27 protein-coding genes are annotated in these 26,835 nt (G+C 62.0%); 13 read left to right on the top strand and 14 right to left on the bottom strand.

From position 1 onward, the window contains the following. Positions 1-74: 74 nt before the first annotated feature. From KBY83_RS04925 to KBY83_RS04910, 4 genes are all read right to left on the bottom strand, one after another. Positions 75-1,781 (bottom strand): iron uptake porin, encoded by a 1,707-nt coding sequence (locus tag KBY83_RS04925; RefSeq protein ID WP_255018559.1) that lies wholly within the window; start codon positions 1,779-1,781, stop codon positions 75-77. Between the two features lie 199 nt (positions 1,782-1,980). Next, a complete protein-coding gene (locus tag KBY83_RS04920; protein ID WP_255018558.1) occupies positions 1,981-2,913 on the bottom strand; it encodes a CHAD domain-containing protein in 933 nt (310 codons plus the stop codon). Between the two features lie 16 nt (positions 2,914-2,929). Beyond that, positions 2,930-3,949 (bottom strand): PstS family phosphate ABC transporter substrate-binding protein, encoded by a 1,020-nt coding sequence (locus KBY83_RS04915; protein ID WP_255018557.1) that lies wholly within the window; start codon positions 3,947-3,949, stop codon positions 2,930-2,932. Positions 3,950-4,018: 69 nt separating this feature from the next. Beyond that, entirely contained in the window at positions 4,019-5,119 is a 1,101-nt protein-coding gene (locus tag KBY83_RS04910; RefSeq protein WP_255018556.1) for a magnesium and cobalt transport protein CorA, read from the bottom strand. A 244-nt stretch (positions 5,120-5,363) separates the two neighbouring features. On the opposite strand from KBY83_RS04910, the gene KBY83_RS04905 reads away from it, so the two are divergent. Continuing rightward, complete coding sequence (locus KBY83_RS04905) at positions 5,364-5,660, top strand: hypothetical protein (protein ID WP_255018555.1); 297 nt, start codon at positions 5,364-5,366, stop codon at positions 5,658-5,660. Positions 5,661-5,750: 90 nt separating this feature from the next. Next, positions 5,751-6,770: a helix-turn-helix transcriptional regulator gene (locus KBY83_RS04900; RefSeq protein WP_255018554.1), complete on the top strand. Its 1,020-nt coding sequence runs from the start codon at positions 5,751-5,753 to the stop codon at positions 6,768-6,770. Here KBY83_RS04900 and KBY83_RS04895 read toward each other — a convergent pair. Beyond that, the gene (locus KBY83_RS04895) at positions 6,767-7,999 is read right to left on the bottom strand and encodes an FAD/NAD(P)-binding oxidoreductase (RefSeq protein WP_255018553.1); all 1,233 of its coding nucleotides are present in this window, start codon (positions 7,997-7,999) and stop codon (positions 6,767-6,769) included. The genes KBY83_RS04900 and KBY83_RS04895 overlap by 4 nt on opposite strands. 116 nt (positions 8,000-8,115) lie before the next feature. Then, complete coding sequence (locus KBY83_RS04890; RefSeq protein ID WP_106501525.1) at positions 8,116-8,340, bottom strand: DUF3136 domain-containing protein; 225 nt, start codon at positions 8,338-8,340, stop codon at positions 8,116-8,118. A gap of 143 nt (positions 8,341-8,483) precedes the next feature. On the opposite strand from KBY83_RS04890, the gene pyrC reads away from it, so the two are divergent. From pyrC to KBY83_RS04860, 6 genes are all read left to right on the top strand, one after another. Continuing rightward, positions 8,484-9,542: a dihydroorotase gene (gene pyrC, locus KBY83_RS04885; RefSeq protein WP_255018552.1), complete on the top strand. Its 1,059-nt coding sequence runs from the start codon at positions 8,484-8,486 to the stop codon at positions 9,540-9,542. A gap of 131 nt (positions 9,543-9,673) precedes the next feature. Further along, positions 9,674-10,786 (top strand): acetate/propionate family kinase, encoded by a 1,113-nt coding sequence (locus KBY83_RS04880; protein ID WP_255018551.1) that lies wholly within the window; start codon positions 9,674-9,676, stop codon positions 10,784-10,786. Between the two features lie 26 nt (positions 10,787-10,812). Then, complete coding sequence (locus tag KBY83_RS04875) at positions 10,813-12,306, top strand: bifunctional orotidine-5'-phosphate decarboxylase/orotate phosphoribosyltransferase (RefSeq protein WP_255018550.1); 1,494 nt, start codon at positions 10,813-10,815, stop codon at positions 12,304-12,306. Beyond that, the gene (locus KBY83_RS04870; protein WP_255018549.1) at positions 12,303-13,664 is read left to right on the top strand and encodes a cation:proton antiporter; all 1,362 of its coding nucleotides are present in this window, start codon (positions 12,303-12,305) and stop codon (positions 13,662-13,664) included. The genes KBY83_RS04875 and KBY83_RS04870 overlap by 4 nt, the downstream gene beginning before the upstream one ends. A 39-nt stretch (positions 13,665-13,703) precedes the next feature. Further along, positions 13,704-13,919: a DUF3136 domain-containing protein gene (locus tag KBY83_RS04865; protein WP_094561403.1), complete on the top strand. Its 216-nt coding sequence runs from the start codon at positions 13,704-13,706 to the stop codon at positions 13,917-13,919. A gap of 40 nt (positions 13,920-13,959) precedes the next feature. Further along, the gene (locus KBY83_RS04860) at positions 13,960-17,094 is read left to right on the top strand and encodes an efflux RND transporter permease subunit (protein WP_255018548.1); all 3,135 of its coding nucleotides are present in this window, start codon (positions 13,960-13,962) and stop codon (positions 17,092-17,094) included. On the opposite strand, the gene KBY83_RS04855 is transcribed toward KBY83_RS04860, so the two are convergent. The 4 genes from KBY83_RS04855 to KBY83_RS04840 all read right to left on the bottom strand — a co-directional run bounded on the left by KBY83_RS04855 (position 17,066) and on the right by KBY83_RS04840 (position 21,747). Continuing rightward, a complete protein-coding gene (locus KBY83_RS04855) occupies positions 17,066-17,776 on the bottom strand; it encodes a potassium channel family protein (protein WP_255018547.1) in 711 nt (236 codons plus the stop codon). The genes KBY83_RS04860 and KBY83_RS04855 overlap by 29 nt on opposite strands. After that, positions 17,776-18,675, bottom strand: a complete 900-nt coding sequence (gene bchL / locus KBY83_RS04850) for a ferredoxin:protochlorophyllide reductase (ATP-dependent) iron-sulfur ATP-binding protein (protein WP_255018546.1) — start codon at positions 18,673-18,675, stop codon at positions 17,776-17,778. Before bchL ends, KBY83_RS04855 begins: the two co-directional genes overlap by 1 nt. Positions 18,676-18,821: 146 nt before the next feature. Then, complete coding sequence (locus KBY83_RS04845; protein ID WP_396093464.1) at positions 18,822-20,414, bottom strand: ferredoxin:protochlorophyllide reductase (ATP-dependent) subunit B; 1,593 nt, start codon at positions 20,412-20,414, stop codon at positions 18,822-18,824. 70 nt (positions 20,415-20,484) lie between these two features. Beyond that, the gene (locus KBY83_RS04840) at positions 20,485-21,747 is read right to left on the bottom strand and encodes a ferredoxin:protochlorophyllide reductase (ATP-dependent) subunit N (RefSeq protein WP_106501516.1); all 1,263 of its coding nucleotides are present in this window, start codon (positions 21,745-21,747) and stop codon (positions 20,485-20,487) included. Positions 21,748-21,930: 183 nt separating this feature from the next. On the opposite strand from KBY83_RS04840, the gene KBY83_RS04835 reads away from it, so the two are divergent. Then, positions 21,931-23,064, top strand: a complete 1,134-nt coding sequence (locus tag KBY83_RS04835) for a TrkA family potassium uptake protein (RefSeq protein ID WP_255018544.1) — start codon at positions 21,931-21,933, stop codon at positions 23,062-23,064. 37 nt (positions 23,065-23,101) lie between these two features. Here the strand turns inward: KBY83_RS04835 and KBY83_RS04830 are convergent, their stop codons facing one another. Beyond that, positions 23,102-23,320 carry a CP12 domain-containing protein gene (locus tag KBY83_RS04830; protein WP_106501514.1) on the bottom strand — a complete coding sequence of 73 codons (219 nt, stop codon included), beginning with the start codon at positions 23,318-23,320 and terminating at the stop codon, positions 23,102-23,104. A gap of 169 nt (positions 23,321-23,489) precedes the next feature. Here KBY83_RS04830 and KBY83_RS04825 point away from each other — a divergent pair, with 169 nt between their 5' ends. Further along, on the top strand, positions 23,490-23,873 hold the full coding sequence (locus KBY83_RS04825) for a hypothetical protein (protein WP_106501707.1): 384 nt from the start codon (positions 23,490-23,492) through the stop codon (positions 23,871-23,873). Positions 23,874-23,889: 16 nt separating this feature from the next. Here KBY83_RS04825 and KBY83_RS04820 read toward each other — a convergent pair whose 3' ends face one another. Then, on the bottom strand, positions 23,890-24,054 hold the full coding sequence (locus tag KBY83_RS04820; RefSeq protein WP_106501513.1) for a Nif11-like leader peptide family natural product precursor: 165 nt from the start codon (positions 24,052-24,054) through the stop codon (positions 23,890-23,892). A 207-nt stretch (positions 24,055-24,261) separates the two neighbouring features. On the opposite strand from KBY83_RS04820, the gene KBY83_RS04815 reads away from it, so the two are divergent. The 3 genes from KBY83_RS04815 to KBY83_RS04805 all read left to right on the top strand — a co-directional run bounded on the left by KBY83_RS04815 (position 24,262) and on the right by KBY83_RS04805 (position 25,634). After that, the gene (locus tag KBY83_RS04815; RefSeq protein ID WP_255018543.1) at positions 24,262-24,612 is read left to right on the top strand and encodes an RNA-binding protein; all 351 of its coding nucleotides are present in this window, start codon (positions 24,262-24,264) and stop codon (positions 24,610-24,612) included. Between the two features lie 105 nt (positions 24,613-24,717). Continuing rightward, complete coding sequence (locus tag KBY83_RS04810) at positions 24,718-25,314, top strand: triacylglycerol lipase (RefSeq protein WP_255018542.1); 597 nt, start codon at positions 24,718-24,720, stop codon at positions 25,312-25,314. 98 nt (positions 25,315-25,412) lie between these two features. Continuing rightward, complete coding sequence (locus KBY83_RS04805) at positions 25,413-25,634, top strand: hypothetical protein (RefSeq protein ID WP_106501510.1); 222 nt, start codon at positions 25,413-25,415, stop codon at positions 25,632-25,634. On the opposite strand, the gene KBY83_RS04800 is transcribed toward KBY83_RS04805, so the two are convergent. Together KBY83_RS04800 and KBY83_RS04795 are read right to left on the bottom strand one after the other, a co-directional pair. Beyond that, positions 25,631-26,482, bottom strand: coding sequence for an acyl-CoA desaturase (locus KBY83_RS04800; RefSeq protein ID WP_255018541.1), 852 nt, complete (start codon positions 26,480-26,482; stop codon positions 25,631-25,633). The genes KBY83_RS04805 and KBY83_RS04800 overlap by 4 nt on opposite strands. Positions 26,483-26,537: 55 nt before the next feature. Further along, the gene (locus KBY83_RS04795; RefSeq protein WP_106501508.1) at positions 26,538-26,810 is read right to left on the bottom strand and encodes a cell division protein SepF; all 273 of its coding nucleotides are present in this window, start codon (positions 26,808-26,810) and stop codon (positions 26,538-26,540) included. Between the last annotated feature and the right edge of the window lie 25 nt (positions 26,811-26,835).

Raw genomic sequence — 26,835 nt, 5'->3', positions numbered from 1 at the left:
GAAATGGGGAGGCTTTGGAAGTGTGTGATGGGCAGCCGAGGACTGCGTGAGGAGCTGAAGAAGCTAACCAGGGATCAGAAGCGGAACGTGGTTTGAATCACGCCACCCCAGGTGTAAGAGCCTGCGTTTTGCTGATAATCGTTAACCCAGAAAATGGCCGGAGTAACGGAGATATTGTCGGAGACTTGATACTTGTAGAAGAACTCGTACATCATGGACTGGGAGCTTGACACTCCCAAGCCGCTGTCAGTCGAGAACGGTGCTTGGCCGAAGGCAAAGCCCGCGTTGTTGCCCTTCAGCAAGACATCCTTCCACTGCAAGCCCACCATCCAGGACTGGGTGGTGAGAGTTTGAGTGGAGTTAGCATCCTTGATACCGGTGCCACCATCGTAATAACCGTAGCCAGCGCTGATCGAAGGAATCCAGCCGGAATCCATTGGCTCCCAGAAGCCAGCAATGGAGACACCATTAAGGCTGTTGTTTGAAACCACTCTGGAATATGCCAGGTTGGCATCCCTCAGGCTGGAGTTAACCGAACCATATCGATAGGCAATCGCAGCACCGTAGTTGGGGCCGCGCACACCAAACTGGGTTAAAACGTTGATACCGCCATCGGAATCGAAGGCGCCAATAGTGGAATTTTCGTAGCTAGTTTGAGAAACGTAGTTAGCATCAAAGGCGAAGAAGGGCTTGCCCTTGGCTACTTTCTGCTTCCAGTTAAAGCCGAAGCCAGCACCGGTTGCCTTGTTATAGGTACCGGAGACACCAGCCAGATTAAAGAAGTCGAGAATGTCGGCCTTGTAGGCGCTGGGGATGAAGGTAAGGATCTCAGTGTTACGCACCAGAGCACCGGCGGTAAGCTTGATCTCATCGCCCACAGGGAAGGTGTAGAAGAGGCGATCGATCCAAACGGAGTTTGTGCCAGTGCCTTGGGATTCAGCCTTATCAAGCTTGAAGACCTGACTGCCGCTACCGAAGGGCAAGTTGCTGAAGTTACCGCTTCTCAGCCGTGTGCGCAGCAGATCCTTGCCGGTGAAGCTGGTATCAAAGGCTAGGCGAACGTCGTAATTAAAGGTGGTGTTATTAGGGCTAGATCCCTTGGCAGCAGCGGCGGCAGTTCCACCCAAGCAGTTTGTACTGCCAGGCGTACAAGTTTTAATTTTGCCCTTATCAAATACTACAGCACCTGCTGCGTTAAGTTGTGTGCCTTTGACTTCTTTAACCTCGGCGGTGGTGATTACAGCTCTTGTGTCAAAGTTGGGAGTTCCCGCGATCACGAAGCTCGCTTCACCACGCAGCTTGGTGGTGGTGGAGAACTGCTGGGCCTGCAGCTGGCCCACCTTCGACTCGAGGCCATCCACCCGGGAGGTGAGCACGGTGAGCTCGGAGTCAAACTCGTTGAGCAACTTTTGCAGCTCGTCGGTCACCTCGGAGACGCGATCGAGACAGGCGTTAAGCAGGGCAGCCGCTTCGAAACGGGTCATGGCGTTGCCGCCCTTGAACTTGCCGTTGGGGTAGCCGGCCACACAGCCGTACTTCTCCACCAAGTTGCTCAGTGCCTGATAGGCCCAGTCGGTGGGCTGCACATCAGAGAATTGATTGACGCTGGTCACCTGGTTTTTCGATTCCCAGGCGCGGAAGCGATCAACGTCTTGCTGCTGCATGTAGTCGTTGATGGCGGCCGAGCCGTTCAACGAGGCCACTTCTTGGGCAGGAGCGGCTAGGGGGGCTGAAATGCTGGCGCCGGCAAGAGCCAGCAGCAGTTTTTTGGAAAGATTCATCGGGTCCTCACACCGATAGGGGTGACTTCACAAAGGAAGTCGCGGGCAACCTATCGAGGGTGCTTGGCAACTACGAGCAAGCAGACTACATGCGTTGGGTGTTCCAGGACACAGCGCATGCGGCATGTCTGATGCTCATGTGCTGGGTCGAGTCAATGCCAGCTCTTCAACCCTTAGAGGAAGCGGCGACAGCCCGCTTTTACCTGTCCTTCAGTAAACACCAGGGGCGCCACATCCGCGGTCGCGGCAGCAACGCCCGCCAGAGAGATTGCCGCCGCCTGCTCGGCAGCACATCGCAGACCAGCTCGCGCCACTGCTCCCAGCAATGGCGTTGATGCTGCACCAGCAGCCACTCCAGCTGGGGCAGCACCTCCTCCAACCGACCTGGCACCTGATCGTTGATGGCGCACTGCAGCACCTGCAGATCGTTGAATTCACCAAGCAGCTCCTGCCCCTGCTTGAGGCTGTCGATGCAGGCGGCAGTTTGAACGCCCTCCAGCGCGGAGAGATTTTCCAGGCGATAGCGAGCCTGCTTGATCTGCCGCCGCAGCTCGTGCAGCACCTCCACCTCGCCCTCAGCACTACTGACCTGCCAGCCCGGATGGAGAAACACGCTGGCCAGGCAGGGCCCCTGCCATTCGATCAACCACTCCCTTACCGGCTGATCCCCCAACAGCGTGTATTGCGGCTGCTTCAACCAGAGCTGCAACTGGGCCAATCCCTCCAGATAGGAGCGGCTCTGCAGCACCTCCACCACATGGCCGTAGGCCAACTGCCGCTCCCGGCGCAGTTGCTTGAGCACGGGCCGGAGGGCCTTCACCTCGGCCTGCGGCAGCTGGGGCAGGAAGCCCTCTTCTAGTCGCTCCCGCAGCACATCGAGATCCCGGGCCAGACCCAGTCGCCGCACCCATTTAGCCAGGCGCTGGTCATTGATGGCCGAGGGCAGCTGCAGGGCTGGTTCGAACTGGAGCACGGTGGTGCGCAGCCGCCTCATGGTGACCCTCATCTGATGCAACGGCTCGGCACCCTTGCCCTCGGAAACCGGTGTCTGCAACTGCACCAGCTTGGCGACCTGCCCCTGCAGCAGATCCCGGGCAAACCGGCCATTGCTGAGGGGGTGGGAGGCAGGCACAAACACTATGGCGAGCTCAGCGGAATTCCGGTTTCTTGATGCTGTCGAGACTGCGCTGCAGCGCCTGGCTGGTGGTGAGTCCTACGGGGATATCGCCGCCGAAAGCGGTGCCTATCACCTTTTGATGCAACTTATTTTCCACCAACCTATAGGTACTGGAGGGGATGGGCACAGACCCAGCCTGCTTCACCAGAGTGAGGCCATTATTGATGGTGTAGTTCACAAATTTCTGCAGCTCCGGGCGTTGCCGCAGGGCCTTGTCGTTAACGTAAATAAACAGGGGTCTAGACAGAGGAACATAGGCTTCCTTTTGAACCGTTGCCAGCGAAGGAAGCACAGCGCCCTTTGGCCCAACAACACTGAGGGCTTTCAACCGCTTGGCGTTGGCCTGGTAGTAAGCAAATCCAAAATATCCCAGGGCATCTGGATTGTTGGCTACGCAGGCAACCAGTTCATTATCTTTTTCACTGGAAAAATAATCCGACCTCGAATTGTCTTCATCGCCATTTATGGCCTTATTGAAATAATCATAAGTACCAGAGTCCTTACCAGGACCACACAGTCGAATCGGCCGGTTGGGCCAATCTAGGTTGACCTGACTCCAGGTTTTCACCGATCCAGCCGCCCGCGCACTCCAGATACGCGCGAGCTCCCGGGTGGTGATGCTGGAAGCCCAGGTGTTGCCGGGGTTCACCACCACAGTGATCGCATCAAAGCCAATCGGCAGCTCCAGGAAGGTCACCCCGTTGGCCGCGCAGGCCTTGAGCTCCTTGGCATTGATCGGACGCGAGGCGTTGGCCAGGGGCAACTTACCGCTGCAAAACTGCCGAAATCCCGCCGAGGTGCCGGTTTCCTTGAGCTCAAAGCGCACCTGGCTATTGGCACCGCCCTTCTGATAGCCCGCGATCGCCGCCTGCATCACAGGGAACACCGTGCTCGAACCGCCGATGCGGATCGGCTCCGGTGCTGCCAGCGCGCCCACCGGCAGGAGGGACACCATCGGGGCAAGCCAGGCAAAGCGCAAGGTAGGGCGCATAACGATCACAACCACAACGGAACTTTGGGTGATCGGAGGGCTTCTGGGGGTTAAGGCCAGGTTGTGGCTTCAGCGCGGTGCCGTCCAATCCGCAAACCAACCACGGCGCCACAGCCAGTAGGCCTGTATCACCGCCACGATTGACATCAACAACAGACAGTAGAGATAGCCCAGATGCCAACGCAGCTCCGGCATATTCTCGAAGTTCATTCCGTAGATCCCGGCGATGAAGGTGAGCGGCGCGAAGATGCTGGTGAGGATGGTGAGGGTTTTCATCACCTGGTTCATCCTGTTGCCCACACTGGCCGCATAGGCCTGGGTGATGGCATCACATTGGTGGCGCAACAACTCACAGTTTTCAAACAGCAACTCCACCAGATCTGCCATCTCCTGAAAGCCAACCAGGGCTTCGGGGCCTAGTAGCTGCTGCCTTTGGCGCAGCAGCACCCGGATCTGGTGGCGCAGGGGCCACACCTGGTTGCGAATCGTGCGCAGGTTGCTGCGATACACAAAAGCCCGGGCCAATAACTTCGGTTTGGGGTCCCGCAAGGCAGCTTCTTCCAGATCGTCGAGGCGATTGGCGATCTGCTCAAGCATGGGGAAGAGGGCATCGAGCAACTCATCCACCAGGAAGTGGAGAATGTCATCAAGGTCGCGATGTTCCACCTCACCCACCCTGGATTCCAGCCAAGCGGTGAGCTCCGGAAACGACTCCCCCGCCGGCGCCTCCTCAAAGGTGACCAGCAGGTTGGGCAGCAGCAGCAGACCCACCTGGGAGCTGAGCAGGTGAAATGGATCACGGGCAAAGCTAAGCCGGTGCAGCACCACAATCACGGCTTCCCCTAGCCCGTCGACCCGTGAGCGCTGGGGTACCTCCAGCAGGGGAGGCAGCAACATGCGAGGCACCTTGACTATGTCGAGCATGGCCTCAACTGCCCCTGGATCCCCCAGGCCCATCACCCTCAGCCAGATGGGATAGCCAAGCGCCTGCAGAGGCAAAAGTTCAGCAGGATCGTGCAGGAATATCAGCCGGGGGCCGTCTGGCTCAAACAACACGGCACTGAAACAACTGCGGTGCCGCCCGCCAGAGACGTATAGGTGGGCTGGCAAATTGGCCGGCCGCTCCTCCAGGAGGTGGGAATTCAGAGCACCAGGGGTGGGGCGCAGCACGTTGGGTTCAGTTCAGGAGCCTGCCAGCGGATCAAGAGTTGACCACCGGCAATGATGCTGGCCTGGATCAGCAGACACATCACAACCTGTAGCCACCTACTACCCGTGGACTGATCCATGAGAGCGCAGATCTAATGGTTTGGCATGTTGCGGCCGCCGACCTAATACCGCCGGTGCTCCTGACGACACCGAAGCGCCCTTCAACGCCCCTTAATCCAATTCTTCTAAGTTGGCTGAGATATGAATGCTCTCAGTGTCCAGTGCGGAGCCCAGGCCCACCCCATCCGATCCGCAAGGCATAGCCAACGGCATTAGCTCGCCTTTTGAATCCCATTCCGCCTACCGGGGCTCCGATTGGACTCCCGAGCGTTTGATGTTCCACCAAAACCTCGAATCATTTGCCGAGAGGGTCGGGCTTGTGGTGGGCCTGCAAAGCAATGGCAAGATGAGTCAGGAGCAGGCCTACGACGAAATCCGCCGCATCTGGAACGATCTCAAGGAAAGCAAGGACACCCTGCTCAATCTCCCGGAGCAGGGCTGAGCCCTAAACCACTAAGCATTAATACTGCTTCCCAGCTACTGGCGCTGCAGCCGGCTTTCCATAGGGTGTGAGCATCGATTTTGGCCTGGCTTGGATCCTGTCTCCCAGTTCCCCCTGGTGTTCCACGACCAGCAAGCGGTGGTGGATTTAGATCCCCAGGCCCTGGCGACCAAGCTGGCCCAGCACTTTCCTCTCCAGGATTTTGCCCCTCGCAACCCCTTGCTCAACCCGTTTCGGCACCGGGCCAGCACTGCCGTAGCGGGAGACCTCACCCTCACCTGTGGATATACAAGCCCTATCCATGGCTGCATCAGTGATAACCCAGGCGTAGGCGCAATCAACATCTGCTATCAGGGGGAATCTTCCTACGGAGTGGATGGGAACATCTTCCAAATTCACGCTGAAGCACCCCTCTATTTCAACCCAGGCTTCTCTTACACCTACGCAAGTGGGCACTACAACGGGCTGGTGCTGCACGTAGATCTACAGCGATTGCAGGACACGGCCGCTGCCATCGGCGGCATGGGGCTCTCCGGTCGACGCTTTGCCCCCGATCTGCAGCGTCCCCAGGTGCTCTCAACGACCGAGGAGCGGCAGGCCAAATTGCTGCTCACCATGCGCCGGGCCTTTGCCCTGCTCGATGCGCCGGAGCTGCAAGCCCGTGGCGATCTGGAGGTGCTGCAGCTCGACGACCTCATTTATCGCATCCTGGCCCTAGCCCTTTGCCCCCAACTCGAGCAGCGGGGTAGCTGGCATGGCGAGGGGCTCTCCAGGGAGCTGATCTTCGAAGAATTGCTGGAGTGGATTGGGGCCAATCTGCAATCACCAATCAACCTCACGCAGCTGGAGCAGCGCAGCGGCTACTCGAGGCGCAACCTGCAGCTCGCCTTCAGCCAACGCTTCGGTTGCGGACCAATCCAATGGGTCCGCCGTCAGCGCCTTGGCCTGGCCCGCCAGCACCTGCTCAACCCCTCGCCGAGCGACAGCGTGGCCGGCATCTCCTCAAAACTGGGCTTTAGCAACCTCTCCGCCTTCAGCAGAGACTTCCACAACACCTATGGCATTCGCCCCTCAGAGATGTTGCGTGAAGGGCGGCGCCTACACGGCTAGCCCTTCAGCCCGGGGATAAAACGCCGCTCGTGCTGGGCACCGGTGAGCATGCGATTCCAATAAAGCCCCGGCAACAGCTTGCGCTTGATCCACCACATGCTCCAGCGCTCCTTAGTGGGGTCGAGCGGGAAGGAGGGGACCGGCTGCTGCTCATAATTGAACTCAGCCATGATCGCCTTGCCATAGCCGGTAATCAGGGGGCAGCAGCTGTAACCGTCGTAGGCCGCCGCTAAGGGCTGGCCATCAAGCAGGGCAAGCAGGTTGGCCACCAGCACCGGCGCCTGGCCGCGCACCGCCGCGGCCGTCTTGGAGTTCGGCATGCCACTGACATCGCCGAGCGAAAACACGTTGGCGTAGCGGGTGTGCTGCAGGCTGAACTTGTCGACCTCGACGAAGCCGCTCGCCGCTGCCAGGGGGCTATCTGCCACCACCCGGGGGGCAGCCATCGGCGGCGTCACGTGCAGCATCCCGTAACCGATCACTTCTTCGCGGCTGGTTTCGCCCTCAGTCACCTTGAACACCGCCTCCCGGCTCTGGGGACGCACCTCCGTAAGCACGTGGTTGTAGCGGGCATCAATACCCTTGCGCTTCACCACCTCCCGCAGCGGTGCGGCATATACGGGCACCCCGAAGATGCCAGGCGTGGCGGTGGCATAGATCACCTTTGCCGCCAGTCGCTTCTTGGCAACAACATCGGCAGCCAGATAGGCAATCTTCTGGGGCGCCCCCGGACACTTTATCGGCATCGGCGCACAAGTAAACACGGCGTTGCCGGCCGCCCCCTGGCCGCCCTTGAAGGCCTGGAGCGTGTCCCAGGTGTAAGCGGCGTGGTGCTGGCTGTAGTTGCTGCACACCCCGCCCCGGCCAAGGGCCTCGGGCAGGCCCTTGATCTTGTGCCAGCAGAGCTGCAGGCCGGTGGCCACCACCAGCACGTCGTAGCTGAGGCTCTGGCCGCTGGCCGTGCTCACCAGGTTGCGATCCGGATCGAAACCAGCAACCACATCGCGGATCCAGGTCACCCCCGCTGGGATGAGATCGGCCTCAGCGCGGCGAGTCTCCTCAAGGCTGAACACACCTGCACCCACCAGGGTCCAGCCCGGTTGGTAGTAGTGATCGCTGGAGGGCTCGAGAATCGTCACCGCAAGGGCCGGACGGGCCCGTTTCAGCTGGGCGGCGGCGGTGATGCCGGCGGCGCCGCCGCCGACAATCAAAACTTGGTGATGGGCCATAAAAAGGGCCGCTGGTGGAGCAGCGGCTGGATGCCATTCCTCCCGCTCTAGACGGGAAGCGTCAAATGGACAAGCCCGAAGGATTCACACCTCTATGTTTTTAAACCTCTAAGGATTCACACCGCTTCGGTCACCTCACGTTTGAGCAGGGCGTAGAGATAGTCGGGTGCCTTGTAGCGGGTGGGTAGGCAGGAGTGGAGCAGGCTGAGTCGGTCCCAGGCCACGGTGCGCTTGATCGCCTCCAAGCTGCGCCCTTCCCGGATCAGTAGCCGCAGGGCCTTGCAGCAGCCGGAGTAACCAGCTTCCAATTCTCCGATCGTGGGCTTGGGGGCAACGGTCATGCTGGGAAAGTTCGGAAGGAAGCCCGCCGGCGAGCTAAATACAACGCTAAACAGAAGGCTGTGTGCCCGCGGCAACAATGCCGTCAAGAAATGCCGTCAAGACACGAATCCTTACCAGTTCTGCCCCCAACCGATCCCGCGCCATGCCAAGCCAGCAGCTGAGCCTGCGTCAACCCGATGACTGGCATGTGCATCTGCGCGATGGCTCCATGCTCCAGGCCGTCGCCCTGGCTACGGCCCGCCAGTTCGCCCGGGCGATCGTGATGCCAAATCTGAGCCCGCCGGTAACCACGGCGGCGGCAGCCGAGGCCTATCGCCGCCGCATCCGCGAAGCCTTGCCCGACGGCAGTCGCTTCGAACCACTGCTGACGGCGTACCTCACCGATGCCATCGATCCCGCCGAAATCGAACGGGGCTTCCGCCAGGGGGCCTGGGTGGCCTGCAAGCTCTACCCGGCCCATGCCACCACCAATTCGGCCGCTGGCGTCAGCTCAATCGAGGCAATCACGCCCGTCTTTGAGACCATGGAGCGCATCGGCATGCCCCTGCTGATCCACGGCGAAGCAACCAGCGCCGATATCGACATTTTTGATCGGGAGGCGGTATTTATCGAGCGCCACCTGGAACCCCTACTGGGGCGCCACCCCGGCCTGAAGGTGGTGCTTGAGCACATCACCACCAGTGATGCGGTTGATTTTGTGCGCAGCGGCCCGGCCAACCTGGCGGCCTCGATCACGCCCCACCACCTGCACATCAACCGCAACGCCATGTTTGCCGGCGGCCTGCGGCCCGACTTCTACTGCCTGCCTGTGGCCAAGCGGGAATTGCACCGCATCGCCCTGCGGGGCGCCGCCACCTCCGGCAACCCGAAGTTCTTCCTGGGCACCGATTCCGCACCCCACGCCCGCACTGCCAAGGAAGCCGCCTGCGGCTGCGCTGGCATTTTCAATGCCCCATTTGCGTTGGAGAGCTACGCGGCGGTGTTTGAGCAGGAGAATGCCCTGGAGAAGCTAGAGGCCTTCGCCTCGGAGTTTGGGCCCCGGTTTTACGGGCTACCGCTCAACGAGGCCACGGTCACCCTGGAGCGGCAGCCCCTGGAGGTGCCCAGCCGGCTCCACCTCAATGATGCGGCCGGCACCGCCGTCGAACTGGTGCCCTTCCATGCTGGAGAAACCCTGCCCTGGCGATTGTTGCAGCCCTGAGAATCCGGCTTTAGTGAGGCTTTGTTGGCGCCGAAGATGGTGCCCAGGACAAACTGGAGGCCGAGCAGCTGCCGGCAGTGTTTGGGCAAGACTTGCAACGCTATGGCCAATACAGGCCTGCACCCGATCGCATGACCCACGCCCTGGTGGTGAACACGGGCAGCTCCAGCGTCAAGCTGGCCCTCTGCGATTCGAGCGGCCGACGGCTCTGGCAAGAGCAGCGCAGCTGGGGGCTTTCCCAGGCCGATTCGGGCAGCCAGCAACTAGCTGAACTGCTGGAGCAGTGGCTCTCCCCCCTGCTCGCTGCCCTTGAGCCCCTACCCCAGCTTGTAATTCACCGGATCGTGCACGGTGGTGCCCACTTCAGCGCTCCCACCCTGCTGAGCCCGCAAGTGCTGGCGGAGCTAGCAAACCTGGTGCCCCTGGCCCCACTGCACAACGGCCCAGCGCTGGAGGCAATCAACTGGCTGCAAGACCAGCTGCAGGGCCAGCTAGAGGGCAGCGCCATCCAGCAGTGGGCCTGCTTCGACACCGCTTTCCACGCCAGTCTCAGCGAAGCCGCCTCCACTTACGCCATCCCGGCAAGCTGGCGCCAGCAGGGCCTGCGCCGCTTTGGCTTCCACGGCCTCAACCACCAGCACGTGGGCGAAACGGTCGCGGCCCGAGATCCAGACATCCGCCGCCTGATCAGCTGTCAGCTCGGCGCCGGCTGCTCCCTCTGCGCGATCGAAATCGATCCCCAGGGCCAGCCGCGCAGCGTCGACACCACGATGGGCTTCACGCCGCTCGAGGGACTGGTGATGGCCAGCCGCAGCGGCAGCGTCGATCCAGGGCTGCTGTTGCACCTAATGCGCCAGGGAATTGGCGTCTCCGAACTGGATACGGGCCTTAACCGCCAGAGCGGCCTGCTGGGCCTATCCGAGCTCAGCGGAGATATGCGGGAGCTGCGCCTCCAGGCTGGCGAGGGGCACCGCGGCGCCCAGCTGGCAATCGCGGTGTTCCGCCACCGGCTACTGCAAGGGATTGGGGCCATGGCAGCCAGCCTGGGTGGAGTGGAGGCCATTGCCCTCAGCGGCGGCATCGGCGAACACGACGACGCCCTCGCCACCGAACTGGAGCAGGCCCTGGCCTGGTTGCCGGGGCTGCGCTGGCTGCGGGTGGCCGCCGATGAGGAAGGGTTGATGGTGCGGCTGATTGCAAAGAGCTGTGTCACCAGCCGGCGGACAGGCCAACGGCTGACTTAGCAACGAGCCCTAACAGCCTGCGGGCGATGGGCTTCTTCGTCAAACTCACCGACGCCATCGCCGACCGACAGTCGCTGCTGGTGACCGGGCTTGATCCCAACCCGGAGATGCTGCAGAGCTGGGCAGCGCGGCGGGGCCTGGCGGGCCGCTCCTTCCTCAGCCAGGCCCGCCACTGGATCAAGGCGGTGATCGAGGCCACAGCGCCCCATGTCTGCGCCTACAAGCCCAGCCTTGGTTTTTATCAGGCCCTTGGGCCGGTGGGACTGGAGCTGCTGCTGGAGGTGCGGGACCTGGTGCCCCGCGATCTCCCCCTGATCATCGACGCCAAACACGGCGATCTCAACTCCTCCTCGGCCCTGGCCCACTACCTGTTCAAAGATCTGGGCGCCGATGCGGTGACCCTCTCCCCCCTGGCTGGCCAGGACATCGCAGCCCCCTTCCTGCTCTATCCAGACAAGGCCGTGGTGATGACCTGCCACAGCTCAAACCAGGCGGCGCGCCAGATCCAGCACTACCCAAATGAGGAGACACCCCTATACCTGCAGATTGTGCGCGAGACCCAGCTGTGGGCCACCCCCGACCAGCTGTTGCTGGAGGTGGGAACCAGTGATCCGCAAATCCTGGCGCGGGTGCGGGCCGCAGCACCGGAGCGCTTCTTGATCCTGCGCAGCCTCTGGGGGGAAGAGGAAAAGCTCGACGCCATGCTGCAGGCCGGCCTGGGGGCCGCCGCCGATGGGCTGCTGCTGCCCCTACCTCAAAACCTGCTGGTAGAGGACGACATGGCCAGCCGAGCCGAGGCGCTCAAGCAGCAGATCACGGCCAAGCGGCAACAGTGGTTGGAAAATCACGACAAGGGCAACCCGGATACCTGTGCTCTCTGGCTACCTGAGAAGCAACCAAGAGCCGACCCGCTCGAGAGCCTGATTGTTGATCTATTCGACATCGGCTGCCTGCTATTCGGCGATTACGTACAAGCCTCGGGTGCGGTCTTCAACTACTACGTCGATCTGCGCCAGATCATCTCCGACCCAAACCTGTTCCACCGAGTGCTCCACGCCTATGCCGGCAAGCTGCAGGGCCTCGAATTTGACCGCATCGCCGGCATCCCCTACGGCTCCCTACCCACCGCCACTGGGCTTTCACTGCAACTGCACAAGCCGCTGATCTATCCCCGCAAGGAGGTGAAGGCCCATGGCGCCCGGCGCCTGATCGAGGGCGACTTTGAGGAGGGCGACCGGGTGGTGGTGGTAGACGACATCTTGATCACAGGCGGCAGCGTCCTGGAGGGCATCGGCAAGCTGGAGAGCTCGGGCCTGACGGTGCAGGACGTGGTGGTGTTCATCGACCATGGCGGCGACCATGACCGCCGCGCCCGGGAGCGGCTGGCGGCGGCGGGCTACAGCTGCCATTCCGTGTTGGACATCGCCCAGATCACCGCTGTGCTGCAGGGGGCCGGCCGCCTCAGCGAAGCCCAGGCCGCGAGCCTCGGATCGAGTCACGACGACTCAGTCCAGTCGTGATCGCACCCCTCTTTGCTCAGGCACCCCTCTTTGCTCAGGCACCAGGTCTTAATGGGGTGCCCTTGGAGGGCCAGCTGCTGTTCATCGGCCTGCTGTTTTTAGGCACGTTGGCGATCAGCCGGTTCTCGGTCCAGATCGGGATCCCGGCGATTCTAGGGGTGCTGCTGCTGGGCCTAGCGATCAACATCCAAAGCCTCAACGTCACCCATGAACAGGCCGAAAGCCTGCATGTATTCGCCCTGGCCCTGCTGCTTTTTTATGCGGGGCTGAAAACGGATATCAAAACTATCCGAGGTTTTTTGGAATATGGCCTGGCCCTGGCGGTAGGGGGGGTGGCGATTGCCACGGGTCTGCTGGCCGCCCTGATCTGGCTGCTTTCTTCCGCTGGTGGAAACCAACTAGCGCCGGGACTCAGCGACGCCATGCCCCTGGGGGCTGCCCTGCTGATTGCCGCCTGCCTGGGCTCCACCGATGCCGGAGCCACCATCAACGTGCTGAGTTCGGTGCGGCACCTGGTGCCAGAACGGCTCAAGCACCTGCTCGAATTCGAATCCTCGGTCAATGACCCAACGGCCCTGCTGCTATTCGGCTTGATCGTGGGGCTGTTCAGCACCTCCAGCGCCGGCGCCAGCCTCGAGCAAGCAGCACCTGTTGGGGTGATGCTCAACGGCCTGCGAAACTTCGTGCAACAGGTGGGCGGCGGCCTAGTCATAGGGGCACTGTTTGGCTATGTGGCCAAATTCGTGATCAATGAGCTGGCCCACGACAGATCCCAGCTACTGATTGTGGCCATGTCTATTGCCTTTGTAGACTATGGCTGCAGCTACTTTCTAGGCGGATCCGGATTGATTTCGGTGTACATCACTGGAGTGATGATGACCAACATGATCTACCGCCAAGCCGATATCAACCATGAATCGATTCAGGAGGTGCTGCTGCCTTTCAATACCATGGCCGAGATTTGTATCTTTTTAATATTTGGTCTACTGGTGAATCCAAGCAGTCTGCTTCCCGCCCTGCCTGTTGGCTTGATAACCGCGGCGGTGTTGATGCTGGTGGTGCGGCCAATAAGCGTCTTGGTGTTTCAACCCCTCTCTCCCTTCCGCTGGAAAGACAGCGTGCTGGTGTCTTGGTGTGGCCTAAGGGGGGCAGTGCCTTTGGCCCTCTCTTACAGCGCGGTCGATCAGATCAGTCACCTACGCGGTGTCGACCCAGGCTCCGTCGTTGCCCTAGCGCACAACGCCCAAAGCATCGTGTTCGTTGTAGTGCTGATCAACCTGCTAGCCCAAGGCCTCACCCTGCCGCGGCTCTGCCGGCGGCTCAACCTGATCTCGGCGCCACCTGAAGCCGTAGGGTAATAAGTGCGTCTTTGCAACTCTTGGACGCCCACCCGTGCGATGAGCAGCAGTCAGGGACTCACCATCGGGGAACTCGAAGCCAATTATTCGCTTTATTGCAAGGCCCTAAGGCTGCTCCTAAAGGAAGGAAAAACCGTAGCCGCCATTCAACGCACCGTCTGCTGGAGCCGCTTGGAGCAACTTCATATCTGCCTGCCTAGTCGCTATAAAGCACCTGACTATCTATGCGTTGTGCTGAAGCGCGATCTCGGCTGATCATTCATCCCGGCCCGAGCAGCGCAACGCAAAGGCTCCCATGAAATCGATCTCAGATCCCTTTCTGCGCCGGCCCGTGCTCACCCTGGTGGTGAGCCTGCTGATGCTGTTGATAGGGCTGGTGTGTTTACCGCTGCTGCAGGTGGAAAACCTGCCACCGATTGCCCCCGGCCGAGTCACGGTGCGGGCCACCTACCCAGGCGCCGGCCCAGAGGTGGTGGAGCAGGGGGTCACCGCCCTGCTGGAACAACAGCTAAATGGCCTCGAGCGGCTCGACAGCATCCGCTCCACCAGCTCCGCCAACGGCAGCTCCATCACCCTGGGATTCGAGGGCGGCGACCCCGAGCTCAACCAGATCAACACCCAGAACGAAGTGGCGGTGATAACCCGCCAGCTGCCGGCACCGGTGGCGCGCTTCGGGGTGCAGGTGCGGCGCAGCTCCGACGACCTGCTGATGGTGCTGAGCTTCAGTGCTGATCCCAAGCTCTATGGCGAAACCTTTTTGAGCGGTTGGCTCGATCAGGTGGTGAAAGAGAGGCTGCAGCGGGTGCCTGGAGTGGGCAACGTCACCCTTTCAGGTGGCAACAGCCTGGCCTTCAGGCTCTGGCTCAACCCGGCCCAACTCGAGGAGCGCGGCCTCACCATCGCCGAGGTGCGCGCGGCCCTGCAGCAGCAAAACGTGCTGGCTGCCTTGGGGCAAACGGGCGAAGCCCCCAGCCCCAGCGGCCAGGAGCTCACCCTGCCGCTGCGCATGGAGGGGCGCCTGCGCAGTCCGGCGGAATTTGAACAGCTGGTGGTGGCCCGCAGCCCTAATGGCGGCGTCACCCTGCTGCGGGATGTGGGCCGGGTGAGCCTGGGCAGCGAGAGCTACGACACGATCGCCACCAACCTGCAAGGCAGGCCAGCGGTAGCAGTAGTGATATACCAGCGCGACGGCAGCAACGCCATCACCGTGAGTAAAGCGGTGAATGCAGCCCTAGATGAGCTCGCACCCCAATTTCCGCCGGGGGTGGATCAGCAGCTGATTGTTGATGAGGCCGACTTTGTGCGCGGCAGCATCCAGGGCACCCTCGACAGCCTGCGCGATGCGGTGTTGCTGGTGTTCTTGGTGCTTCTTTTTGGCCTTGGCAACAGCCGCCTGGCCCTGATCACAGCTGCCGCAGTGCCAGTGGCCTTGATCGGCTCGTTGAGCGTGCTGAAGCTTGCCGGCCAATCGCTGAACACCCTCACCCTGTTTGGCTTGGTGCTGGCCTCTGGGCTGGTGGTGGACGACGCCATCGTGGTGAGCGAGGACATTGGCCGCCGCCTGGAGGCTGGCAAGCCACCCCTGCAGGCCGCCCGCGAAGCCATGGCCGAGCTCGGCGGGGCCGTGGTGTCCACCTCAATAGCCCTGGTGGTGGTGTTCATCCCGGTGCTCAGCCTGGGAGGCAGCTTGGGCCGGCTGTACGCCCCGATCGCAATCACGATCAGCGGCGCCATTGCCTTCTCCACCCTCAATGCCCTGAGCTTCACGCCGGTGGCCGGCAGCCGACTACTAAAACCCCAGCAACGCGAACCGGCCTGGTTGCTGCGTTGGATCGACCCGCCGCGGCGCTGGCTCGAGGGGCTGGAGGTGCCCTACGGGCGCTGGCTGGCCTGGACTATGGAGCGACGGCGCCTGGTGGTGTCCCTACTGCTGGCCGGCCTACTGATCACAGGATTCGCCCTGCAAGCCCTGCCCAAAGCCTTCATCCCCCAGGAAGACAACGGTCAGCTGCGGGGGGTTGTCATCCTCGCCGATGGCCTGGGGCTGCAGCAGACCCAACGGGTGCTTAACCAGGTGCGCCAGGTGGTGGCTGAAGAACCCCTGATCACCCGCGCCAATTTCTATGCGGGGCGCTCCTTTGGCGATAGCAGCCCCAACAAGGGCAACTTCTTCCTGCGCCTGGCGCCAATCGAGCAGCGCCGCAGCTCCGAAGCATCTACTCGAGCCGTGGGAGAGCGCCTCAAGAGCAAGTTGCGCCGTCGCATCACCGGTGCAGTGGTGCAGTTAAGCGAGGCCCCCTCCGTGCGGGGGTTCAGTTCAGAAGGGGGGCTCGAGCTTGAACTACTGGACAACAGCAACGGGCAACTCAGCCTGCCTGACTTCGAGCAGCAAGCCCAAGCATTCATCCGCGCCGCTCAAGCCACCAATCTCTTTGAACGGGTTTCAACCCGCTTCACCGCCGGTGCCCCCCTGGTGCAGCTGGTGCCAGATCGGCTGCAGATGGCCTCCCTTGGGGTGGATCTCAGCACCGTGGTCGACACCCTCGGAGCCAGCTTCGGCAGTGACTACGTCAATGACAGCTTTGAAAGCGACCAGGTGCGCAAGGTAATCGTGCAACTTGACGGCGCCTCGCGCCGCAGCGCCGATGACGTACTCGCTCTGCAGGTGAAAACCCGCGACGGCCAGCTGATCCCCCTGGCCCAATTGGTGCGGATCGAACAAAACACTGGCCCAACCACAATCAACCACACCCGGCTAGTGCGTTCGATCAGCATCCGGGCCCTGCCCCGCCCTGGCGTGAGCAGTGGCCAAGCCATGGCCAGCCTGATGGAAGTGCAGCGGCAGGTCGGCGGCGGCACCGAATTGGAATGGGCCGGCCTGGCTCGGGAAGAATCGCGCGCCGGTGGCGGCAACATTCGGGTGTTTGCCTTGGCAATCCTGGTGATGGTGCTGGTGCTAGCAGCCCTCTACGAAAACTTCGCCGACCCCTTCATCATTCTGGTGACAGTGCCTCTGGCCATGTTGGGAGCGGTCGGCGGCCTAATGCTGCGGGGCCTGCCGCTGGACGTGTACGGCCAGATGGGCCTGCTGATGCTGGTGAGCCTTACCGCCAAGAACGCCATCCTGATAGTGGAATTCGCCAACCAGCGCATGGCCGAAGGCCTCGACCTGGACACGGCTATCCGCGGAGCGGCGATCGCCCGCCTGCGGCCGATCTTGCTCACCGCCCTCGCCGCCCTTGCAGGAGGCATACCCCTACTCTTCGCCAATGGCTTCGGCTCAGGCGGCAGGGTGAGCATCGGCACGGTGGTGTTCTTTGGGTTGCTTGTATCTACCTTCCTGGGCCTATTTGTTGTTCCCGTGATGTATCGCATCATCAAGGGCTGGGAGCGGGGCAACCCTAAGGCTGCTGGCTTTCTTGCACCGTAAGGCGGCTGATCAACACCCCCATCACTGCGGCCACATAAAACGTGCCCGCTATGGCGATGGCCACGCTCACCATCTGGGCCTGGGGGCTCTCGGGAATCACATCGCCGTAGCCCATCGTGGTGAGACTCACAAAGGCGAAGTAATTGAGTCGCACGAAATTGAGGCCCCACACAGGGCTGCTATGGCCCAGATCCTGCGCCGACAGGTTTACGTTGCTAAAGCTGGCCGGATCGATGGTCTCCAGGGCACAACAGAGCAAGCCAGCCGCCAGCCCCAACATCAGGTAGCCCGCCAGCGCGCCCCGCAACACCACATCCGACACGCGCCGCTCCTGGGCCAGGCCCCGGATCAGGCGAATGGCACTCCAACCACTGAACAGGGCCCAGAGGGCAATCACTGGGATGCCGGTGCTACGCAGTTCGAGCGGGGTGAGATACCAGAGCACGCCCACTGCAATGGCCGCCACCCCTAGCCCCTTGAACAGCCGGCGCGGCACGGTGCCGAACTGCAGGCTGCCGGTGGGATTGCCCAGGCCCCGGATCATCACCAGAGCCAAGAGCAGATAGCCCAGCGAGGAAAAGTTATTCCATGGCTCGGGCAGGGTGAAAGTGACCAGCAACAGCAGGCAGATACTCAGCAGATGGCCGTAGCTCTGCTGGCGTGGGGTAGATCCCCCATCCATCAATCGAAGCCGAGCAGGTCGAAAATCTCGCGATCCTTGAGGGATTCGGCCTCCAAGGGCTCGACGTCATCGAGCATCCGGCGGGCCAGATTGAGGTATTCCTGCTGGACGGCATCCACTTCCGGTGTGCTTTCCATCTCGAAGATGGTGCACTTCTTGAGACGGGATTTACGAATCGCGTCCACGGTCTTGAAATGGGCCATGGTGCGCAGACCCGTACGGGCATTGAACTTGTCGATTTCGTCGGTCTCCTCAGAGCGGTTGGCAATCACACCACCGAGACGCACCTTGTAATTCTTGGCCTTGGCATTGATGGCCTGCATGATCCGATTCATCGCGAAGATCGAATCGAAATCATTGGCAGTAACGATCAGGCAGTAGTGGGCGTGCTGAAGCGGTGCAGCAAAGCCACCACACACCACATCTCCCAACACATCAAAGATCACCACATCGGTTTCTTCGAGCAGATGGTGCTCCTTGAGCAATTTCACAGTCTGACCAGTGACGTAGCCACCGCAACCAGTACCCGCCGGCGGACCACCAGACTCCACACACATCACGCCGTTGTAACCCTCAAACACAAAGTCTTCGGGCCGCAATTCTTCAGTATGAAAATCAACCGTTTCGAGAATATCGATCACGGTGGGCACCATCCTCTTGGTGAGGGTGAAAGTGCTGTCGTGCTTTGGATCGCAACCGATCTGCAGCACCCGCTTGCCCAGCTTCGAGAAGGCCGCCGAAAGATTGGAAGAGGTAGTGGATTTACCGATCCCACCTTTGCCATAAACCGCCAGCACCAAGGCACCCTCCTCTATAGCCATGGTGGGATCAAGGTGTACCTGCACGCTGCCCTCGCCATCGGGCTTGGAAGTGGCTGGAGGATTGAGTGTTGTGGTCATTGAAGTTGGGGAAACAGGAAAGATCGGAACTGAAACTCTTAGCTAAATAATTAAGGATCGTAAGACTTAGCCCTGGGCTTTTGGAATCAGTGAAGGAGCGTCAGAGTCACCCCCGCAGCGCGGGCCTGCTATTGCCATGCAACCCATCATGGAGCGAAATGGGCCTTGGCCTCATAAAGGGCTTCACTGTCGATCAGAGCTAGGCCCTGCTCGCGGGCGTAGGCCTCCGTGTTTTTACGCACCTTGCCCCGCACAAAGAAGGGGATCTTGGCCAGCTCAGCTTCACCATCCGGGCTCCAAACGATCACCCCATCGCCGGGAATGCTGGCTGGCGCAGGGGCAGTGGCAGTGGCCGTGGCAGTGGCAGTGGCCGTGGCAGTGGGGTGCTTGGCGGGGGCACTGGCACCCTCTAGGTGGCTGAGGTGTCCATCCACGAATTCAAAATCGTGGCGGAACATGCCGATCAGGTGCTCCTCCAGACCCATCATCAGCGGATGCACCCAGCTGTCGAAGATCACGTTTGCACCCTCCCAGCCCATCTGGGGCGAGGTGCGCGCTGGCACATCCTGAACATGCAGCGGTGAGCTGATCACGGCACAGGGGATGCCGAGGCGCTTGGCGCTGTGGCGCTCCATCTGGGTGCCCAGCACCAGCTCCGGAGCCGCCTCCGCCATCGCCGCCTCCACGGCCAGGTAGTCGTCTGAAATCAACGCCTCCAGCCCAAGCTCCTGGGCGGCCGCCCGCACCTCCCTTGCCTGCTCGCGGCTGTAGCTCCCCAGGCCGACCACCTTGAAGCCAAGCTCGCGGCTGGCGATGCGGGCTGCAGCGATGGCGTGGGTGGCATCGCCAAAAATGAACACCCGCTTACCGGTGAGATAGGTGGAATCCACCGAGCGCGAATACCAAGGCAACCGCGAGCGCCGTTCAGCGGCGCAGGTGCCGTCGGCTGCGGTTTCAAGCTCAGCGGGCAGCTCCAAACCCAGCACCCCGTGCAGCTCCCGCAAAAAGGCGGCCGTAGCGCCGATACCGATCGGCACTGTCTTCACCGTCTGCATGCCGAAGCTGCGCTCCAGCCAGCTGCATACCGGGCCCGCCAGCTCGGGATAGAGGCTCACATTGGCATCAGCCGTGGGGATACGCATGAGGTCGGCCGGACGGGCCCCCAGGGGCGCCACCACAGCCACATCAATGCCGTAGCCAGCCAGCAACTGGCTGATCTCGCGCACATCGTCGCGGCAGCGGAAACCCAGCAGGCTTGGTCCCAGCAGATTCACCCGGGGCCGCCGGCCCTCGGCACGCCAGCGAGTCGGATCGGGCTTGGGCTCGCCGGGCGGCGGCACCTGGGCCTTGAGCAGGCCTCGCACCAGTTGATAGAGAGTTTCAGCGCCACCCCAGTTTTCCTTCTTGGAGTAGGCCGGCAGTTCCAGGCTCACCACCGGGATGCCGCCCAGGTCCATGGTCGCCGCCAGGGAGCCAGGTTGGTCCTGGATAAGTTCGGCCGTGCAGCTCTCGCCCACCAGCAGCGCCTCGGGCTGGAAGCGCTCCACGGCTGCAGCGATCGAACTCTTCACCAGCTCGGCGGTGTCGCCACCCAGGTCCCGGGCCTGGAAGGTGGTGTAGGTAACGGGCGGGCGCCGGTCCCGCCGTTCAATCATCGTGAACAGCAGATCGGCATAGGTGTCGCCTTGGGGGGCGTGCAGCACGTAGTGCACCCCCTCCATCGAGGCGGCTATGCGCATGGCACCCACGTGAGGGGGGCCTTCGTAGGTCCAGAGGGTGAGTTCCATGACTGATTAGTGAGACGGGTGGTCAGGAAAAGGAGAGTGCGGCGCGGCGGCGCAGGGAGCGGGCAAACAATTCGGCCAGATCGCCGGCCTGGTCGCAACCGTGGATGGGGCTGAATACCAGCTCAATCGACCACTTGGTGGCGATGCCCTCGGCCTCCAGGGGATTGGCCAGGCCGAGGCCACACACCACAAGATCTGGCCGCTCAGCGCGGACCCGCTCCAGCTGGCGTTCCACGTCTTGCCCCTCGGTAATACGGGTGCCAGGTGGCAACAGGGCCAGCTCCGCATCGAGCAGCTGGCGATCGAGGTAGGGAGTGCCCACCTCCACCAGCTCCATGCCGCACTCGCGCTGCAGGAACCTCGCCAAGGAGAGCTCCAGCTGGGAATCGGGCAGCAGAAAAAGCCGTTTACCAGCCAGCAGCTCCCGGTGGGGAGCGATGGCACGCTGGCCCCGCTCCACCAGCGGATCGAGCACCTCGGCCACCAGGGCCGGCGCCACCCCGAAGGCAGCGGCGCCCGCCGCCATCCAGGCCCGACTGCCCTCCACCCCAAACGGATAGGGAGCCGTAAGCAGCTGGCCGCCGCGGCTCACCAGGGCCCTTGCCGTGGCCGAGAGGAAGGGCTGGGCCAGCAGCACCCGGGTGCCGGGACCAATCGGGGGCAGCTCGGTGGAGCGCCGCGGCGGCAGGCTCGTGACCACCGGAATACCCAGTCGACCAAAAAGCTGCACCAGCCGGTCTTCCACCGCATCGGCCAAGGTGCCGACGATCAACAGCTGATCCACCTCGCTGCTGGGCATTAGGGGAACCATCGCCAGCAGGGCTTGGTCCTCACCCTGGGTGAAGGTGGTTTCGATGCCGCTGCCGCTGTAGTTCAGCACCATCACCCGGCCAGCTAGCTGGGTATTGAGCCGCTCGGCAGCCTTAGCGAGATCCAGCTTGATCACCTCGCTGGGGCAGGAGCCCACCAGAAACAAGGTACGGATTTCGGGGCGCCGCTCCAGCAGATCCTTCACCAGCCGGTCGAGCTCATCATTGGCATCGGCCAGGCCGGCCAGATCACGCTCCCCCAGAATCGCAGTGCCGAAGCGGGGTTCGGCAAAGATCATCACGCCGGCGGCGCTCTGAACTAGGTGGGCGCAGGTGCGGGAGCCCACCACTAGAAAAAAGGCATCCGGCATGCGCCGGTGCAGCCAGACAATCGAGGTGAGTCCGCAGAACACCTCCCGCTGACCGCTCTCCTTAAACAGCTGTAGGGGCGGCTGCTCAGCCAAACCAGTTGTCATGTCACCAATCACCGAAGACGCGCCCATCCAGGCGACCCCTGCGGAAAGAACCTTTAAGGGTTAACGGAGCTGGCAGGCCAACTGTCGACAACGACTACAAATGTTCGGGATCAGCCCACAGGCCGTAACTAATTGCAGCCGATAATCTGGGATTCGTGATCTGGAGCACCGGGTCCAGGTCCCATGCCTAAGCCCTTCCGGTCAATAGTCCCCAGACGACCACCCTCTCGGCGAGCGCGCAAATCCTGGCGAGCTCCCCTGTCGCTGGCAATGCTGGTGAATGCTGGCGCCATCGGCTACCACCTCAGTGAGGGTTGGGACTGGGGGGATTCCTACTGGATGGTGCTGATCACGCTCAGCACCCTGGGGTTCAGTGATGGGGACACCCAGACCCTTAGCGCCAGCGGGCGTGTCGTCACCACCCTGCTGATACTTGGCGGACTGGTGGTGGTGCAGATCAGTATCCAAGCGGTGCTGGGTCTGTCTGAATCCGGGTACTTCCGGCGCCTGCGCGAGCGCCGATTCCGCAGTTGGCTATCCACCATGCACAACCATGTGATCCTTTGCGGCTATGGCCGCATCGGCCGTGAAATCGCCGAACAACTCACCAGGGAAAACGTTCCCCTGCTGGTGGTGGAGATGGATGTGGAACGGCGGGAGGCCGCCGAAGAGCGGGGGCTGGCCGTGCTGATGGCCGACGCCACCCTCGACGAAACCCTGCTGGATGCAGGCATCCACCGCTGCCGGGCCCTGGTGGCGGCCCTGCCCAACAACGCATCCAACCTCTACGTGGTGCTGAGCGCCCGGGGGATGGCGCCCAACTGCCGGCTCATAGCCCGTTCCGACAGTGAAGAAGCGGAACGCAAGCTGCGCCTAGCGGGCGCCGATCAAGTGGTGAGCCCGTACGTCAGTGGGGGCCGCACCATGGCCGCCACCGCCCTACGCCCCCTGGCGGTGACCTTCATGGATCTTTTGGCTGGCTCTGGTTGCGAGGTGGAGGAATTTCTGCTGAGTAGCGACCCAGCCGACCTGGGCAGCCTCAATGGGGCATCCCTGGCTGAGCTCCAGCTCGGCTCGCGCTCTGGTGCCCTCGTGCTGGCGATCGTGCCGCCCCAGCCTGCAGCCAACGATGTGCAGAGGCAGTACCGGGGCTCCCAGTACTCCCAACAGCGGCCGGAGTTGCTGGCAAATCCCGGTAGCGACACTCGCCTGGCCCCGGGCCAGATGCTTGTTGTGATGGGCAGTCAGGAGCAGCTGGACCTATTCACCCGGCTGCTTGGCACCGCTCTTAAAAGTGTGGACGTGATGTCTACCTAACCGTTAGATCAACAAAAACGAACAACTGAGCCAGGGCTCAATCGTCGTAGACGAGGCAATTGACATCCGATGGGTTGAGGTCACAGAACACCTCAAACGGCGTTGGAGCCTCGGTTTCCTCCGGATGGCGCACCTGAAAATCCTGCAGCTCCTTGATCTGCTGCTCGATCTTGCGGGCAACGGCCTGATCTCCCCGCTCCGTGGCCTCCGCCAGAGCTGAGCGATAGGTCACCAACTGGTCAACAATGCTCGACATGGCGCTGGCTCCCTGGAAAGGAGTTGTGAGCGAACGGCTGAAAACTTAGTCCCGGCAGATGCTTGTGGGGCAGCCCCATCCGCCAACGGCAACAGAAGACCTAATGCGTGTCAGTTTCCACACTGAATCCGCGCCCCTCGCCATGGTGTGGCGACTCACAAAAATTTCCGTGGCAGACGCTCCATACCTGGTGGCCCTGGCCCTAGTCGAACTCGATGGCAAGCGTGCCCTGCCCCTAACCGGCAAGTCCCAGAGGGAAGCCAGCGGCGGCGAACCCGGCGAAGCAGGCCGCACCCTTGCCCTGGAGCTGCTGCTGAGGCTGTGGCAGCGCAGTGACGAGGGTGCCCTGCGGCGGGCCGCTGCTGAAGACAGCCTGTTGCTGTTGGAGATGCCGCTCGAAGTGATGAGCGAGCGGTTGCCACTGATCAAGGCCGACTGGATCGCCGGTGGCACAACTGAAGAGTTGCTAGCCAGCCTGAAGCAACTGGCCCAGCGGCGCTGGCGGATCGGCATCGTCAAATACCAGCCCGCCACCTTCACGCCCTGGCCCTAAGCAGGCGCGACTGCGCTCAGGGACGCTGGGCGCGGGACCAGGAAGCAGGAGAAAAGGCATGGCCCTGCTCCAGGGCAATCGCAACGACCGCGTCGACACTGTCGGCGGCATCAACCCGGGCCCTTAGGGCCGTATCGGCATCAACCTTGACCATGAAGGCTGTGAGCTGGGCTTTCGACATGGCAATGCAAGGCTTGGAACACCCCATCCCTAGCCAGGGTTTGATGATTTGGCATCACACCGCTGGGCAAGGCACATCCTATGAGGGGCAGTTTCGACCGAAGCGTTAGGCGGCCGTGTATGGTAAAAGTGATTCAAAGATTTCTCTCTAGCGAGCTGACCACTTTCTGTTGGGCCGTCGAAGGATCAATTCATAGTTTCTGAGTTCATGACCATTTACGTCGGCAATCTTTCCTTCGATGCGGAAGCGGAAGATGTCCAGCATCTGTTCAGCCAGTACGGACAGGTGAGCAAGTGCAGCCTCCCCCTCGACCGCGACACTGGCCGCAAGCGCGGTTTCGCCTTTGTCGAAATGGCCAACGAGGCCGAAGAGACCAAGGCAATTGAAGATCTCCAGGATGTTGAGTGGATGGGTCGCGCCATCCGCGTCAACAAAGCTGAGCCCCGCGGCAGCGGCGGCGGTGGCGGCGGCGGCGGTGGTGGCGGCGGTCGCCGCGACTTCGGCGGTGGCGGTGGCTACAACGGTGGTGGCTACGGCGGTGGCGGCAGCCGCTACTGAGCCCCGCTCGCAAAAGCTGATTTCCTGGTCACTCCGGTGATCCATTGGCCGTCCCTTCGGGGGCGGCTTTTTGATGCAAACCAACCAGCTTCTTAGCCTGAGCCCATGGCAAGCCTTCCTCCCTTGGTGCTGGTGCACGGTCTGTGGGACACGCCACGTCTGTTTGATCGCCTCAAAATCCAGCTGGATGAGCGGCGATCTCCACTGCTTATCCCCTACCTACCCAATCGCCTCGGTGCCACTCCGATCCTGGAGTTAGCTCACCGGCTGGGCCGCCAAATCGAAGCAACCTTTGGTCCCCACACCCAAATCGACCTGCTGGGCTTCTCAATGGGTGGCGTGATCGGCCGTACCTGGATCCAACTTCAGGGCGGCCGATCGCGCACCCGCCGCTTCATCAGCGTCGGTAGCCCCCAGCAGGGCACTCTCACCGCTCAGCCCTGGCCAAGCTGGCTGCTGGCTGGCATTGCCGACATGAAATGGGGCAGCCCGCTGCTGCGCCAGCTCAACACAAATCTCGAGGGGCTAGACGGCGTGGAGTGCTGCAGCTTCTACTGCGCTGCCGACCTGATGGTGCTGCCTGGTTGGCGCGCCGTATTACCGCTGGGCCCGCGGCAGCCCTTGCCCGTGCGCACCCACCAGCAGCTGCTGCAACATCCCGCGGCGCTGGAGCCACTGGTTGCCGAATTGCTGCGCCCCTGAACTGGCTTACACACCCTGGCTTACTCACCCCAGCCATCAATTGCTCTGAAACTCTGAAGGCTGGAGCAATTTCCAGCAATTGGATTCAGAATCCGCCTATGGCTGATCCCATCGCTTCGGGTCGTTATCGCGTACGCGCTGCCGTAGAGCGCGAGCAAAGCGTGCCGCTGCAGGTGCAAGCAGCTCGCTTCAACACCAGAGACGACGCAGAAACCTTCGCCCATTTGGTAGCCCACGATCGGCACCAGAATGTGGTTGTGGAAAAACTGGCTCCAGGAGGTTGCTGGCTGCAGTTGAGCCTTGTGGCCTGGGCTTTTTAGCTCTCAGCGCCGCGGGCAAGCAGGGCGTGATTACTGGGGATCCTTAGATCCCAGGCCCAGCCGCAACGCTCCAGCAGGCGGATAAAGCGGTAGGTGGGATCCGGCAAAAGACGCACTCGCCCTTGCCGCAGGGTGATTCCCTGACGCACCGAAGCTTGGAAAGCGTGGTGAAGATTGTGCCAGCCCTCGCCCAGGGTGATCACGGCCACAAACAGGTTGTTGCGGCTGGCATCTCCGGTGGCGAAGGGCTGATCGCCTTGCAGATGGGCCAGGGAATTAACGCTGGCCACCCCGTGATAGAGCACAGTTGTGCTTAGGCAGAAGGCCGCCAGCCACGGCAGCCCCCCCAGCTGCCAAGACAGGCCGGCCAGCAGCAGCACGGGCACAAAATGGAGCCTGTCGATCAGGCGCAACACCGGATCGGCCTCCACATCGGCCGGCAGGGTTGTGGGGAAAAAACTTGAAGACAACAACCAACCAACCTGGGAGCGCCACAGGCCCCGCCATCCCGCTGAAGGAGCAAGGGGGGTGTGGGGGTCGGAGCAAGTGTCGACGTGGCGGTGATGGATTTGGTGGTGGGCCTTCCACCAGCTAGGGCCCATCTGACCTGCCGAAGCCCCCACAAAGGCACCGATCCAGGCAACGGGACGGGGCGCCTTGTAGCTGGAATGGGTGATCAGGCGGTGATAGATGGCTGTGGTGGCCAGCATGCGCACCATGTAGAGCCCCAAAGCCCAAAGGGCCGCACCGAGGCTGAGACCGGTCCAAAAGAGCAGCAGGCAGCCGAGGTGGGCCGCAATCGTCAGGACGGGCCCGAGGGAGTACAGAAAGCGACGTAGACGGGGCACTCAGCCCACTCCCAGAATGGTTTTGAGCCTAGGAGGCAGAGCGGTGCAGCCTGGATCAAGGCGGTGCGGGATCCCGCCGCAGGGCCACCATCTCTGGGACGAAAACGAAGGTGAGCTCGTCGAGGCATTCGGCCTGTCCATCGATAGCGCTGACACCACCCGCCACGAAATCAATCAACCGCTGGGCCTCGCTGCGCTCCATCGCCCCGGCGTGCACCAGCACGGTCTTGCGCTCGCGCAGGTGGTGCACGATCCACTGCGCCTCCTCGAAGCGGGTGGGGTGAAACACCACCACTTCGGGCATCCATTCGTTGAATGGGCTGGGCATGCCTGGGGAAACCCCGCTGGCGGTG

It is taken from the genome of Cyanobium sp. WKJ7-Wakatipu (genome assembly GCF_024345355.1).
Classification (GTDB): Bacteria; Cyanobacteriota; Cyanobacteriia; order PCC-6307; family Cyanobiaceae; genus Cyanobium_A; species Cyanobium_A usitatum.
Note: the sequence above shows the minus strand (reverse complement) of the source record. Positions and strands in the feature narration are given on the sequence as shown.

What these genes read in the sequence shown, in the direction of transcription:
- pyrC (WP_255018552.1), top strand. Translation starts at nt 8,484, where the DNA reads ATGCCAAGCCAGCAGCTGAGCCTGCGTCAACCCGATGACTGGCATGTG.
- KBY83_RS04855 (WP_255018547.1), bottom strand. Translation starts at nt 17,776, where the DNA reads ATGGATGGGGGATCTACCCCACGCCAGCAGAGCTACGGCCATCTGCTG.
- KBY83_RS04820 (WP_106501513.1), bottom strand. Translation starts at nt 24,054, where the DNA reads ATGTCGAAAGCCCAGCTCACAGCCTTCATGGTCAAGGTTGATGCCGAT.
- bchL (WP_255018546.1), bottom strand. Translation starts at nt 18,675, where the DNA reads ATGACCACAACACTCAATCCTCCAGCCACTTCCAAGCCCGATGGCGAG.
- KBY83_RS04815 (WP_255018543.1), top strand. Translation starts at nt 24,262, where the DNA reads ATGACCATTTACGTCGGCAATCTTTCCTTCGATGCGGAAGCGGAAGAT.
- KBY83_RS04810 (WP_255018542.1), top strand. Translation starts at nt 24,718, where the DNA reads ATGGCAAGCCTTCCTCCCTTGGTGCTGGTGCACGGTCTGTGGGACACG.
- KBY83_RS04925 (WP_255018559.1), bottom strand. Translation starts at nt 1,781, where the DNA reads ATGAATCTTTCCAAAAAACTGCTGCTGGCTCTTGCCGGCGCCAGCATT.
- KBY83_RS04880 (WP_255018551.1), top strand. Translation starts at nt 9,674, where the DNA reads ATGACCCACGCCCTGGTGGTGAACACGGGCAGCTCCAGCGTCAAGCTG.
- KBY83_RS04865 (WP_094561403.1), top strand. Translation starts at nt 13,704, where the DNA reads ATGAGCAGCAGTCAGGGACTCACCATCGGGGAACTCGAAGCCAATTAT.
- KBY83_RS04835 (WP_255018544.1), top strand. Translation starts at nt 21,931, where the DNA reads ATGCCTAAGCCCTTCCGGTCAATAGTCCCCAGACGACCACCCTCTCGG.
- KBY83_RS04875 (WP_255018550.1), top strand. Translation starts at nt 10,813, where the DNA reads ATGGGCTTCTTCGTCAAACTCACCGACGCCATCGCCGACCGACAGTCG.
- KBY83_RS04915 (WP_255018557.1), bottom strand. Translation starts at nt 3,949, where the DNA reads ATGCGCCCTACCTTGCGCTTTGCCTGGCTTGCCCCGATGGTGTCCCTC.
- KBY83_RS04890 (WP_106501525.1), bottom strand. Translation starts at nt 8,340, where the DNA reads ATGACCGTTGCCCCCAAGCCCACGATCGGAGAATTGGAAGCTGGTTAC.
- KBY83_RS04860 (WP_255018548.1), top strand. Translation starts at nt 13,960, where the DNA reads ATGAAATCGATCTCAGATCCCTTTCTGCGCCGGCCCGTGCTCACCCTG.
- KBY83_RS04805 (WP_106501510.1), top strand. Translation starts at nt 25,413, where the DNA reads ATGGCTGATCCCATCGCTTCGGGTCGTTATCGCGTACGCGCTGCCGTA.
- KBY83_RS04795 (WP_106501508.1), bottom strand. Translation starts at nt 26,810, where the DNA reads ATGCCCAGCCCATTCAACGAATGGATGCCCGAAGTGGTGGTGTTTCAC.
- KBY83_RS04840 (WP_106501516.1), bottom strand. Translation starts at nt 21,747, where the DNA reads ATGACAACTGGTTTGGCTGAGCAGCCGCCCCTACAGCTGTTTAAGGAG.
- KBY83_RS04905 (WP_255018555.1), top strand. Translation starts at nt 5,364, where the DNA reads ATGCTCTCAGTGTCCAGTGCGGAGCCCAGGCCCACCCCATCCGATCCG.
- KBY83_RS04895 (WP_255018553.1), bottom strand. Translation starts at nt 7,999, where the DNA reads ATGGCCCATCACCAAGTTTTGATTGTCGGCGGCGGCGCCGCCGGCATC.
- KBY83_RS04830 (WP_106501514.1), bottom strand. Translation starts at nt 23,320, where the DNA reads ATGTCGAGCATTGTTGACCAGTTGGTGACCTATCGCTCAGCTCTGGCG.
- KBY83_RS04845 (WP_396093464.1), bottom strand. Translation starts at nt 20,414, where the DNA reads ATGCGCATAGCCGCCTCGATGGAGGGGGTGCACTACGTGCTGCACGCC.